Genomic DNA, 12,816 nt, shown 5'->3' on the forward strand with positions numbered 1-12,816 from the left:
AAGCAAAAAAGCCTTACAGATGACTCATTAAAAGAGTGCAGTCTGTAAGGCTTTTATCGTTATAACGAGTGAAACGATGGAATATTTTTATCTCATCATCTGAGCAATCAAGGAATACGCAATGATGACCAAGAAGATAATAGTGATATGGTTAATGGAGAAGATAAACATCCGTTTGGACCATTTCTCTGTTTCTTTCTTATCAAAGGTAGCCACACTAAGAATGAGCCAGGCCAAGCTAACCAGAAATGCTACAATAGCGACAAATGGACTCATCGGCCAGAATAAAAAGCTGGAGATCAGTAACAGTACCAGATACACATTCGTCTGAATGTATGTCCGTCTGATGCCTTTAACGACAGGCAGCATAGGAACACCAGCAGCCTTGTACTCGTCAAAACGACGAATCGCAATCCCGTAGAAGTGAGGCATTTGCCATAAGAGCATCGTAACGACCAATGCCCAGATCTCGAAATGACCCAGTTCCGGTGAAATGGCTGCCCAACCGATGAGCGGAGGCACAGCACCCGAAAGACTTCCCACTTCCGTGTTGTAGATCGTTGTACGTTTGGTCCACATCGTGTAAGGAAACACGTAAAGCAACAGACCCAAAATACCAAATACAGCAGCGGATGGAGAAGCAATGTACAGCATGATGCCACCGATGACGGTGATTGCAATACCGAGAATCAGACCCGACTTGGTATCTACGCGTCCCGTAACTGTAGGACGTTTCTTCGTACGTTCCATGATCGCATCAATATCACGATCATACAGATTGTTAAACACCCCTGCAGCTCCAATAATGAGAGAAGACCCAATAAAGGAAAGGATGATCGGTACAATATTAGCTAAGATTGAAGCATCAAATACATATAAAGCCAAACTTAAACCCGCAAACATGGCGATCAGGTTGGACTTGATGATTCCGATTTTGATTGTATCGAAGAATACTTTCGGAATCGAGCTATACTCCAGGCTGATATTGGTCTGTGAACCATTATTCAATGTTTTCAAGAACTCACTTCCTATATCTATACTTGTATATTATGTCGTTATTATACCATTCAATACACTATGTGATTTAATTAACGTTTTAGTATTTAAAATAATGTCATTTGATTGTGAACAATTTAAAAACAAGGTGCTTTTTAATTGTTAAATAATTATTTCTGTGTTACAGGAGGGTATTTCTACAATATTCCGGCTGGGTTGAAGAGAACAGATGAAGATATGTCTTGCAAAATGCTCAGGTTTTGTTTATTGTAGATATAAGATATCTTTAATAGTCTTGTTTGGATATGTTCTTGTAAATCTCCGATATTACTTTCCTCAAGAGAAGGCAGAGGTTATTTTTAAAATTAAATTAGAGATATTAAATGTCTCGAAAGGATGAATAAAATGAGTAATATGGATCAAATCATGGATGTACTTATTATTGGTGGAGGACCAGCGGGGCTTAGTGCGTCACTTGTGCTCGGGAGGGCCCGTAAGAACGTCGTCGTCATCGACGATGAGACACCGCGAAACTGGGTCACAAGGGAGACTCATGGGTTTGTGACGAGAGATGGGGCCAGTCCTCGTGAATTCCGTAAGGCAGCCAAAGAACAGATTGCAGCGTATCCCTCAGTTCAATTTGCATCCGATACGGCAACGGCGATAACAGGTAGCGATGGTGATTTTAGGGTCACGACTGCCCTAGGAGCAAATTATCGTACGAAAAAGATTTTGTTTGCGGTAGGTAAGAAAGATCTGCCTTTGGATATCAACGGGTTAACAGAAGTGTACGGCAAAAGTGCTTTTGTGTGTCCGTATTGTGATGGTTGGGAATTAAGAGACCAGTCACTGGTCATTATCGTTAATGGTGATAAGGCATTACATATGGCAAAAGTCATATCCGGCTGGACTGAACATTATACGATCTGTACGAATGGATCAGGTTCATTAACTGATGAACAGCGTGAAGAGCTGAAACAGCATAAAGTTACTGTATTCGATGCAGCGGTTCAATTTATTGATTCTGAAGAGGGCATGGTAAAGCAAGTTGTACTGGATGACGGTACAGCGATCCCATGCACTGGTGTCTTCTTCCAACCGAAACTGTTCACTGGATCAGATCTGCCGAAGGCTATCGGTTGCGAAATTACAGATTCCGGAACGGTTGTCGTTGATGAATTTGGCAAAACGTCCGTTCCGGGTGTATTCAGTGCCGGTGATGCGGCGTCCGAGATGTATCAGGCAATTACGGCTGCGTCTCTGGGGGCGTTGTCAGCGGTAAGCATGAATACTGAATTGAATTTCGAGAAGTGGGAAGAGCCAAGTCATCTGTAGATCAGATTAATAAGCTTCATTGAACTATAGCGTCATAGGCTCATAAATTAGGGGATTGCATATGCAATCCTCTAATTGTAGTTGTTCAAGCTAAACGTTGAACAGTTCAAATGAACGTAATTCAGGCAGAAGAAAATTTGATTTTAGATTAATTTTGGTTTATTATTTTATCAAATGATACATATTACTATCATTTTTATAATTATCAAAGGAGAGATCACTTATGAATGAAAGCAGAGTAGTCATCAAATGGCTAACGAATAATATGCTCCACGACGTACAGATAAGAGGTGATCATCATGAGTGATGAAACTTACATTCCACAGCCCAAAATGTATGGACCACTTGGCAATCTGCCCTTAATTGATAAAGATAAACCCACGCTGTCGCTAGGTGTTCTGGCTGAGCAGTATGGACCGATATATCGACTTACCGTTCCCGGTTATTCCGGTTTAATCGTATCAGGACCAGATCTTGTCGCGGAGTTATGCGATGTGTCCCGGTTTGACAAGTTTGTATACAATGAACTCGAAAACGTACGTGCCTTTGGAGGCGATGGTTTATTCACAAGCAGAACATCGGAGCCCAACTGGAAAAAGGCCCATAACATTCTGCTTCCCACCTTCAGCAAACAGGCCATGAAAGGCTATCATCCCATGATGGTTGATATTGCCGATCAGTTGATCAACAAGTGGGCACGCCTCAATTCCAACGATACGATTGATGTTGCGGACGATATGACACGCCTTACGTTGGATACCATTGGACTGTGTGGATTCAATTATCGATTCAACAGTTTTTACAGACAGGACCACAGTCCTTTTATTGAAAGCATGGTTCGGGCATTAAATGAAGCGATGCAAAAGAGCTCACGTTTGAAAATTCAAAATCTGCTTATGGTGAAAACCAAACGACAGTTCCAGGAGGATATTCAGACGATGTTCTCTCTGGTAGATCAGATTATAGAGGAACGTAAAGCGAGTTCAGCACCAGGAGAGGTCGACTTGCTCGCACGTATGCTGAATGGAAAAGATCCGGAGACTGGCGAAATGCTGGATGATGAGAACATTCGTTATCAGATTATCACGTTTCTCATTGCCGGACATGAGACGACGAGTGGTTTGTTATCCTTTGCTCTATATTTTTTATTGAAAAATCCGGAATCGCTTCAAAAGGCGTATGACGAGGTGGATCAGATATTGGTCAGTGACTCACCAAAATATGAAGAAATTCTTCAGCTTCCCTATATTCGTATGATTCTCAGTGAATCGCTACGTCTATGGCCAACCGCTCCGGGATTTGACGTATATGCCAAAGAGGACACCGTCATAGGTGGCAAATACCCCTTGAAGAAAGGGGAAAGTTGCAGTATTCTTTTGCCCCAACTACACCGTGACAGAGAGGCATGGGGAGAGGATGCGGAACTTTTCCGTCCAGAGCGATTTGAAGATACGACTAAAGTGCCTCATCATGCGTATAAACCTTTTGGTAATGGGGAAAGAGCGTGTATAGGCATGCAGTTTGCTTTATATGAAGCAACACTTGTGCTTGCCATGGTCCTCAAACATTTTGAGCTGATCGATTATAGCAATTATGAGTTGGATGTTAAACAGACGTTAACGTTGAAGCCGGGAGACTTCCGGATTCAGGTGAAAGCGCGCACGACTTCGCAAACGATGAATAAGTCTGCTGTATATGCAGAAGAGAAACCTGCTCCTATTGTTCGTAAAAATGTAGCAAGTGACAGCCAGACGAGAGAAATGCTGGCCGTTGAAGCAGACGGTAACCCATCGCTCCTGGTGTTATATGGTTCCAATCTGGGAACGGCAGAAGGCATTGCCAGAGAGCTTGCGGAGAAAGGCCGTTCGTATGGAATCCCAAGTGAAGCAGCCACTCTGAATGAGTGGAAGGGCCGATTAACCCAACAATGTGTCGTTCTCATCGTTACTGCTTCGTATAACGGTAAACCACCTCAAAATGCTACGGCATTTGTAGACTGGTTGAGGGAAGCGGAGTCAGAGGAAGCACAGGATGTGAACTATGCCGTTCTGGGCTGTGGAGATCGGAGCTGGTCCGGGACGTACCAGAGTATTCCGCGATTGATGGATGAGAAGCTTGAAATATTGGGAGGTAAAAGACTGTTATCCCGCGGTGAAGCCGATGCCGGAGGTGATATGGAAAAGCAAGTCGATGCGTGGCAACATATGTTGTGGCCTCAGGTGTTGAATGCTTTGGGGATCAACGAGGAAATGGTGAAGCCATCCATACCAAGCACAAGCAGACTTCAAATGGAGATTGTCCGCGAGAAATCGGATATGCCGCTTGCACGTACTTATGATGCCAGCTATGCCACGGTTGTGGTGAATAAAGAGCTTCAGGCGCGGGGAAGTGGGAGAAGCACACGTCACATCGAGGTGTTACTGCCTGAAGGCATGAGTTATCGAGAAGGGGACCATCTGGGTGTATTGCCTAGCAATCAGAAGCAGAATGTGGATCGGATACTCCGTCGGTTCGGACTAAATGAAGACATTCAAGTTCAATTAACTTCGGACTTGACACACCTTACGCATCTTCCTCTGAACCGTCCCGTCAAGGTACATGAATTGCTCACTCACTGTGTGGAATTGCAGGCGCCTGTTACCAGAACACAGTTGCAGGAGTTAGCTAATCATACGGTATGCCCACCTCATAAGCGTGAACTGGAAGGCATTTTGGAGGAAAATAGCTACAGGGATGTGGTTCTGGCAAATAGAATCACTATGCTGGAACTGCTGGAAAAGTATGAGGCGTGTGAGTTGCCTTTCGAAAAGTTCCTTGAATTATTGCCTCCACTTAAGCCAAGATACTATTCAATATCCAGCTCGCCAAGCCTGAATTCCGAGCTAGCGAGCATAACTGTATCGGTAGTAAGAGAGCCTGCATGGAGTGGCAAGGGTGAATATCTGGGAGTTGCTTCATCGTACCTCGCTGGTTGTCCATCTGGAGCACGTATTCTGATGTTTGTACGTACACCTGAATCCGAATTCCATCTGTCAGAAGAGGCTGACGTTCCCATGATCATGGTGGGACCGGGGACGGGGGTTGCACCGTTCAGAGGTTTCCTCCAGGCAAGAGCTGTCATGAAACAGAGAGGTTTGCCACTGAGTGAGGCTCATTTGTTCTTTGGATGCAGGAATGATTCAGATTTCATATATCGTCAGGAGCTTGAACAATTCGAACGTGAAGGAATTGTTAAGCTACACACTGCTTTTTCTCGTACTGAGGGCAAGCCCAAAACGTATGTACAGCATCTAATGAAGGAGGATTCCGAGCAGTTGCTTCATATGCTGATGAACAAAGGAAAACTCTACGTATGTGGAGATGGAAGCCAGATGGCTCCTGCAGTGGAAGAGACTTTGCGGCAAGCGTATCAGGAGGTGCAGGGAGCAACGGTGCAGCAAGCGAAAGAATGGCTCATCCAGCTTCAGGCCGAAGGGCGCTACGTGCAAGACGTGTGGGCAGGTAATAAACGAACAGGTGAAACTCCTAAAGCTGTGCATGAGGAGGTACATTGAGACGGAGATGACCCCAGCATCTACTAATATGCAGTCCTTAATATACTTGTGATAACAAACAGCCGCTTAATCTGGAGCTTTGTCTCCAAATTAGCGGCTGTTTTGAGGGTCTGACCATGTGCCGTCGCTCGGTTCATTTTCTCACTCCTGAACTGTTAGCGTTTACATTAAAATTTGAAATAAAAATGATTGACAGTCCTTATCTGAACGAGTTTAATTATATAGACCGATTGTTATAATTATTTGAAGGAAGTGGCTTTCGTTGAGTGAAAAGTCTAATGCTAGAGAGTCCATTGTCAGCACAGCAGCGAGACTGTTTTTTTCACAAGGATATCATGCGACCGGTCTGAATCAGATCATCAAGGAGAGTAGTACGCCGAAAGGGTCGTTGTATCATTATTTCCCGCAAGGCAAGGAAGAGCTCGCGCACGAGTGTATTCAAAAAGCCAATGAACATATCCTGCAAAAGTTTGAAGAAACCTTCGCAGCTCATGACAATACGGCAGATGGAATTCAGCGCTTCATACACGATATGGCTCATGAAACGGAAGCAGCTGGCTTTACCGGATTCCTTCCATTCAGCTTCTGGGCAGCCGTGGAGACATCCTGCATCAGCCATCAGCTACGCATTGCCTGTCAAGGTGTATTTGCAGGTTGGCAGGATGTCATTACGAAACATCTGATTATGGATGGTATTGGTGAAGAGAAGGCGCGGGAGACATCACTTTTGGTCATTTCCTTGATGGAGGGAGCACTGATTATCAGCCTGACGAATCAGGATAAACAGCCCCTGCTGACGGCTGCTGATTATTTGTCGGTTGTGGCGAAGAATGCCAGACAGATTCAATAAGTTATACCAAGAGACAGAGAAAAAGAAAGTTCGATACGTTTGAGGAGGATGGGATCGTGGAGGTTTCCATGAAGGCTGATTCTGTACAGAATCAAGAAGAAACAAAGCAATACAAGGTATTTCCGATTTTGTTCGCCATGCTACTGAGCGGCTTCATTGGCCTGTTTGGAGAAACGGCATTAAATGTGGCATTAACGCCACTTATGGCTCTGCTTGAAGTAGGACCTACAACGATTCAATGGTTAACGACAGGATACTTGCTAGTATTGGGAATCCTGGTACCGATATCTGGTACGCTGTTGCAGTGGTTTACAACGAGACAGCTGTTCACAACTTCTTTGATTTTCTCGATTGCAGGAACATTTGTTGCTGCACTTGCACCTAGCTTCGAAATTCTGTTGGTGGCACGGGTATTGCAGGCGATAGGTACAGCGCTATTGTTGCCACTGATGTTTAACACCATATTGGTTATATTCCCGATTGAAAAACGTGGCGCGGCCATGGGATTGATCGGTTTGGTTATCATGTTTGCACCAGCAAGCGGACCGAGTATCTCCGGTCTGATTCTGGCTAATCTAAGCTGGCATTGGATCTTCTGGATTTCCTTGCCGTTCTTCCTGATCTCATTGGTATGTGGTGTGCTGTTCTTGCCGAATATTTCGAAATTGACCAAGCCCAAAATTGATGTACTTTCCATCATTCTATCTACAGTGGGCTTTGGCGGTATCGTATATGGCTTCAGTAGCGCAGGAGGACATGGAGAAACTGGCGGTGGATGGACAAGTCCAGTTGTTATCTCCACGATCGTCATAGGTGCACTGTCCTTGTTGTTATTCAGCATTCGTCAGCTGAGAATGAAACAGCCAATGATGGATCTGCGAGCGTTCAAATATCCAATGTTTACGATTGGTTTGATCCTGATCTTCATCTGTATGATGATGATGCTGTCATCGATGCTGATCCTGCCAATGTATCTGCAACAAGGGATGGCCGTTACACCGTTAATTGCCGGACTGGTTCTATTGCCGGGTAGTTTGCTGAATGGTTTACTGTCTCCGGTTATGGGTCGACTGTTTGACAAGTTCGGTCCGAAGTGGCTTGTGATTATTGGTCTGGCTATCGTAACGGTTGTACTCTTTATGTACACTGGAATTACACCAACAACAACACTGGCCAAAATTATTACGCTGCATGTGTTCATGATGGTCGGAATCTCGATGATTATGATGCCTGCACAGACGAATGGTCTGAACCAATTGCCACGTGAGTACTATCCACACGGTACTGCCATCATGAATACACTGCAACAGGTGTCTGGAGCCATTGGTACAGCAGTTGCAGTAAGTATATTGAGCGCAGGACAATCCAGCTTCTTGAGCGGTGTGGCGAATCCGGAAAGTCCGGAAAATCAACTGGCAGGTTTCACGTCAGGTGTACAGAATGCGTTTGTATTCGCATTAGTTCTGTCGATTATCGGTCTGATTACTTCACTCTTCGTGAAACGGGTCAAAATAGGATCAACGCCAGGACAACAAGGTCCTATGCATTAATCCATTAACTAACAATTATATTCTGATATTGTATAAGAGCGATGTGTTCCTTACCTTAAGGACGCATCGCTCTTTTTGCGTAAGTATTTTGTCTTTTTTGGTGTTGACGTGAAACGGGTTACAGCCATTAGAGTAAGGATATAGCCGGAATATGGTGGTTCAACGAATGAATTTCAGAGCAAATACTTCATGTTCCGGCAAGATTGTATATGTTCATACTAATATAAAAGGGTAATATAGAATGTATTAGTGCAATTTTTAACCATTTCGAAAACGGTTTATATTTTATCTTTACTCAAGGAGACATCGTTATGATAATTATCAATTCCATTGGCAGTAACATCGAAAAGATGCTGTTGCACTACGAAAAAAATGGCCACCTGACGCTACAGGCTTCACTTATCAGTAATAGCTCGGTTGTATATAGATTGCAAAATTACTGTCTCAAAGTATATGCTTCACGTGCAAAATTGGATGGAGAAATGGAAAGTGAAGCTCTCCAGTCATTGCAAGGCAATTCGTATGCACCCAAATTGTATGCGTATTCACCAGGGGAGTACACGCTAACCGAATGGATTGAAGCATTCAGCCTGAAAAATTATCGTACGAAGTATGGGCACATTCCTCACAACTTAATATACGATATATTAACGACGGAACTTCAACAGATTCATGCTGGATATTGCGACTGGGATGTCATCCGATATGAGAATTTGCTCTGGACGGAGACAGGAGATGTGAAAAGAACGGACTTTTGGTTGTGTGAGCCTGTAAGGTCCAGGCGTGAGAGTCTGTATAAGGAAGTACTTCAGAGAATTGAAAACATCTACAATGGGGAACGTGACGAGATGGAGGCAATGCAGCAGTATTTTTACCGTCACCAGCTTACATCATCTGAGATCGAACAAGCCTTCAATGATTTCAGATCCCAGCGACCAAGACTAGCGATAGCACAATAAATTCCATAACCAAAACCCCAAAGCGTTCGAGAATCTTTGGGGTTTCTTTCGTGATATAGAGTTGCTTTACTTTGTTAGAGTGTAAGTTACTTCTTCACCAGGGCTAATATCTCATCAGCAACGAGATCAGGGCCATATTGATGGATGTAATGATTGGTATCTTTGATGGTTACCTGTTTTGAATCATTTGACCAAGATTTGAACTCTACTTGAGTTTTATCCCATTCGGGTTCACTGGCACCTAAGTAATCAGCCGTCAGTATGGTGAGCGGAAACGGTAAGGTTTGCTTGTGATCTAAGACTATTTTGCCATTAGAAGCTATTTCACGTAATTCATCCAATGTGTTAGCATTGCCATAGTTATACAATAGGGCAGTTGTATCCAACTGTTTCAGATCGTCGGGTACAAGTTTCAGTTCGTTGCGATTGGCATTGGAATTCTCGACAACCAAGTCAGATTGCATCGAGAGACGGAATAGTCCGGTTTGAATACGGAATTTATTCGCAAAACCACCAATTGTGTCTGCCAAAGAGTCATCGTCATTCAAATAATATTCAGGGCTTCCGCCATCAATCATGACGATACCCTTGACGAGATCCGGGTATTTTTGTGCGAAACGGATGGTTTCCAACGAGCCGAGGGAATGACCGACCAGAACATAAGGTGGTTTTTGTCCGGACACCTCTAATAACTCATGCAATTCATCAGCTACGGTATCGACATCACGTTTCTTATCGGTTCGATCACTGTATCCATAGCCAAATCGGTCATATACAGCGAATTTTGTGTTGGGAGCAAGCTTTTCATATAATGGATAATAATCTACATAGGGATTAGCGGTACCCCAGCCGGAGGCGAGCACAACGGTTACATCGCCTTCTCCACCGGTATATAAATGCATATTGTCTCCGTGGACTTTGTAGAGCTTTCCGGGAGGTACGAGTATTTTTGCATCCTGTCTTAAACCCACTTGTTGGTAGATCACGCCAGTACCCAGAAGCAACAGAACGATCGACAGGTCGAATATCAAAAACTTAACTAATCTTTTGCGCCATTTCTTCATGTTCTCTCACATACTCTCCATGTATTTTCTCTATCATATATGCTCAATCTTATACGAGAGAAAACAGAGTCTTAATTCTATCTTAATTAACAGAAAATTGAATATTAACGGTCAATGAATTAATATAAAGCTACGATATGAATAGATCTTATCCAAATGTTGAATCACAGATTGATTATATAGAACAGAAGGTATGCACAATGACAAAATATGAAAATCAGCTCCCGACATCAGCAGGCATGAACTTCAAGTCCCTGATCAGTATATTGAGAGATTCCATGCGTGGCAATGTAGAGCGGAGGCCATCTGGCACGATGCCCATGGAGATATGTGAACCTGCTGAATCCTTCGGTGCATCCGATAATCCACAGGTTACATGGTTCGGTCATTCGGCTTTTTTGCTTGAAATTGAAGGGCATAGGTTGCTGTTTGATCCGATGCTTGGCAATCGTCCATCACCTGTATCCTGGGTGGGTACCAAACGTTATAGCACCAATCTACCGATTCAACCGGAGGATTTCCCGGCTCTGGATGCAATCATTATATCGCATGACCATTATGACCATCTGGACTACGACTCCATTCGCAGATTGAAGGATAAAACAAAGCGATTTATCGTGCCGCTCGGCGTACGTCGGCGACTGATTCAACTGGGTGTGCCTTCAGAACAGATTACCGAGCATAACTGGTGGGATGAGTTATCGTTAAAAGGCATAACATTCGCTTGCACGCCAGCGCGTCATTTCTCGGGCAGAGGATTATTCGACCGTAATTCTACCTTATGGTGTTCGTGGGTTATCGCTGGACAACATACGAAGGTGTTCTTTAGTGGCGATAGCGGGTATGGTCCTCATTTCAAGGAGATTGGCAGTAAATACGGTCCATTTGACCTCACCTTGATGGAATGTGGGCAATATGACGAGCGTTGGTCCAACATTCACATGATGCCGGAAGAAACGGTACAAGCACACTTGGATGTAGGTGGTAAGTTGCTCATCCCGATTCATTGGGCCGCATTTACACTAGCCTACCATGCCTGGAATGAACCCGTTGAACGGATCACCAAGGCAGCACATGCCTTGAATGTTAACATTGCAACACCCAAAATTGGCGAGAAGGTTGTGCTTCATACGGAGGATTACCCAAGGCATCCGTGGTGGAGACCGGAATTAGGATAAAATAAAAGCGTTCAGCTCATCAGATGAGTGGACGCTTTTTCTATTGCTTTTTACAGCAGGATCGATAGTGCACTATAGATTAACAACATACCCATCACGATATTAACAGGCCGCTCGTATCTCAATAGAAAGCTCTGGAATAACAGACCACCGAACGCCCAGGTCATATTGGCACTAATACCGATAAAGGTGAGCAGCAAGGAGAATACGATCAGTTGGACATGGGACTGTCCAAGAGGCAGAACAAAAACGGATATGGCAGTAAGCCCATACAAAATGACTTTGGGATTGATGAATTGCAGGGTGAACCCGAATAGAAATGAATAATGATTGACCTTGTTTTCTTGCGCATCTGCAGGTTTACTTTGCATGATTTTGATTGCCAGATAGAGCATGTACACACATCCTAATACGTTTAAGACGGGTGTAATCCTAGGGATGTATTGATGAAGAATAAGGTTGAAATAACTGGACAGAAACATAATAAGCAGGCAGCCGGCTGCAACTCCGCCAATAAACGGAAGGGTCTTTCTGAACCCCTGATTTCTTGCGTGTGTCATGGAAATGATGTTGTTGGGTCCAGGTGTAAATGAAGCGATAATTGCGTATGTCACTAAAGGTATGATGTTCATGCATCCTCCACGTCTTCTTAGTTGTATGATATAATGATCTGAAATGTACGTTATAGCGTACGATCTTTATCATTGTACAATATGTGCGTTATATAGCACAATACAATTATAAAATGAGGAGGATGGATTTTGAAAAACATTAATAGTATTCTTGCGCAGAACTTGAAACAGCTTCGGGAACAAAGAAAGTTAAGCCTGGACAAGGTCGCCGAAATGTCCAGTATTAGTAAAACCATGCTTGGTCAGATTGAACGTGGCGAATCCAATCCATCGATTGCAACCGTATGGAAGATTGCCAACGGCTTGAAAATTTCCTTTACTGCTTTGATCCACGAGCCGAAGTCAGATACTACCGTTGTAACGGGCGATGATATTCAAGTGTTGATGGAGGATGAGGGCAGGGTTCGGATTTATCCGCATTTTCCTTTTGAAGAGGGTCGTCGTTTTGAAATATATATGATGGAGATGGATCCTAAGTCTGCGTTGAATGCTGAACCGCATATCGAAGGTACGGAAGAATTTATTACGGTCTTTGAAGGTGAAGTTACGATTCGGGTAGGGGCGGAAGAATATACGGTAAGTTCAGGGGAGTCGATCCGTTTTGGAGCGGACAAGCCTCACGCCTATGTTAACTCCGGTGCTAAGACGAACCAATTAAACATGGTTATTCATTATTCGAAGTGAAATGAACGAACGAA

10 protein-coding genes are annotated in these 12,816 nt (G+C 43.8%); 7 read left to right on the forward strand and 3 right to left on the reverse strand.

Annotation, left to right across the window (positions count from 1 at the left end; all coding sequences use genetic code 11):
- Nucleotides 1-87: 87 nt before the first annotated feature.
- On the reverse strand, nucleotides 88-1,017 hold the full coding sequence (gene cyoE / locus MHI06_RS13520) for a heme o synthase (protein ID WP_062834191.1): 930 nt from the start codon (nucleotides 1,015-1,017) through the stop codon (nucleotides 88-90).
- A gap of 393 nt (nucleotides 1,018-1,410) precedes the next feature.
- On the opposite strand from cyoE, the gene MHI06_RS13525 reads away from it, so the two are divergent.
- From MHI06_RS13525 to MHI06_RS13545, 5 genes are all read left to right on the forward strand, one after another.
- Nucleotides 1,411-2,331, forward strand: a complete 921-nt coding sequence (locus MHI06_RS13525; RefSeq protein ID WP_340402110.1) for an NAD(P)/FAD-dependent oxidoreductase — start codon at nucleotides 1,411-1,413, stop codon at nucleotides 2,329-2,331.
- 299 nt (nucleotides 2,332-2,630) lie between these two features.
- Nucleotides 2,631-5,885, forward strand: coding sequence for a cytochrome P450 (locus MHI06_RS13530; RefSeq protein ID WP_340401814.1), 3,255 nt, complete (start codon nucleotides 2,631-2,633; stop codon nucleotides 5,883-5,885).
- Between the two features lie 262 nt (nucleotides 5,886-6,147).
- Nucleotides 6,148-6,735, forward strand: coding sequence for a TetR/AcrR family transcriptional regulator (locus tag MHI06_RS13535; RefSeq protein ID WP_169479623.1), 588 nt, complete (start codon nucleotides 6,148-6,150; stop codon nucleotides 6,733-6,735).
- Nucleotides 6,736-6,803: 68 nt separating this feature from the next.
- The gene (locus MHI06_RS13540) at nucleotides 6,804-8,285 is read left to right on the forward strand and encodes a DHA2 family efflux MFS transporter permease subunit (protein ID WP_340402111.1); all 1,482 of its coding nucleotides are present in this window, start codon (nucleotides 6,804-6,806) and stop codon (nucleotides 8,283-8,285) included.
- Nucleotides 8,286-8,596: 311 nt separating this feature from the next.
- Nucleotides 8,597-9,244 (forward strand): hypothetical protein, encoded by a 648-nt coding sequence (locus tag MHI06_RS13545; RefSeq protein ID WP_340401815.1) that lies wholly within the window; start codon nucleotides 8,597-8,599, stop codon nucleotides 9,242-9,244.
- Nucleotides 9,245-9,330: 86 nt separating this feature from the next.
- Here MHI06_RS13545 and MHI06_RS13550 read toward each other — a convergent pair whose 3' ends face one another.
- Nucleotides 9,331-10,308, reverse strand: a complete 978-nt coding sequence (locus MHI06_RS13550) for an alpha/beta hydrolase (protein ID WP_340401816.1) — start codon at nucleotides 10,306-10,308, stop codon at nucleotides 9,331-9,333.
- A gap of 200 nt (nucleotides 10,309-10,508) precedes the next feature.
- Here MHI06_RS13550 and MHI06_RS13555 point away from each other — a divergent pair, with 200 nt between their 5' ends.
- Nucleotides 10,509-11,486 (forward strand): MBL fold metallo-hydrolase, encoded by a 978-nt coding sequence (locus tag MHI06_RS13555; RefSeq protein WP_340401817.1) that lies wholly within the window; start codon nucleotides 10,509-10,511, stop codon nucleotides 11,484-11,486.
- Nucleotides 11,487-11,536: 50 nt separating this feature from the next.
- Here MHI06_RS13555 and MHI06_RS13560 read toward each other — a convergent pair whose 3' ends face one another.
- A complete protein-coding gene (locus tag MHI06_RS13560) occupies nucleotides 11,537-12,118 on the reverse strand; it encodes a LysE family transporter (RefSeq protein ID WP_340401818.1) in 582 nt (193 codons plus the stop codon).
- Nucleotides 12,119-12,247: 129 nt separating this feature from the next.
- Here MHI06_RS13560 and MHI06_RS13565 point away from each other — a divergent pair, with 129 nt between their 5' ends.
- Entirely contained in the window at nucleotides 12,248-12,802 is a 555-nt protein-coding gene (locus MHI06_RS13565) for an XRE family transcriptional regulator (RefSeq protein WP_340401819.1), read from the forward strand.
- The last annotated feature ends 14 nt before the right edge of the window (nucleotides 12,803-12,816 follow it).

Source organism: Paenibacillus sp. FSL H8-0079, assembly GCF_037991315.1.
Classification (GTDB): domain Bacteria; phylum Bacillota; class Bacilli; order Paenibacillales; family Paenibacillaceae; genus Paenibacillus.

Excerpts from the sequence above, each read along its gene's own strand:
- MHI06_RS13550 (WP_340401816.1), bottom strand. The coding sequence starts at position 10,308 with ATGAAGAAATGGCGCAAAAGATTAGTTAAGTTTTTGATATTCGACCTG.
- MHI06_RS13525 (WP_340402110.1), top strand. The coding sequence starts at position 1,411 with ATGGATCAAATCATGGATGTACTTATTATTGGTGGAGGACCAGCGGGG.
- MHI06_RS13540 (WP_340402111.1), top strand. The coding sequence starts at position 6,804 with ATGAAGGCTGATTCTGTACAGAATCAAGAAGAAACAAAGCAATACAAG.
- MHI06_RS13555 (WP_340401817.1), top strand. The coding sequence starts at position 10,509 with ATGACAAAATATGAAAATCAGCTCCCGACATCAGCAGGCATGAACTTC.
- MHI06_RS13530 (WP_340401814.1), top strand. The coding sequence starts at position 2,631 with ATGAGTGATGAAACTTACATTCCACAGCCCAAAATGTATGGACCACTT.
- MHI06_RS13560 (WP_340401818.1), bottom strand. The coding sequence starts at position 12,118 with ATGAACATCATACCTTTAGTGACATACGCAATTATCGCTTCATTTACA.
- MHI06_RS13545 (WP_340401815.1), top strand. The coding sequence starts at position 8,597 with ATGATAATTATCAATTCCATTGGCAGTAACATCGAAAAGATGCTGTTG.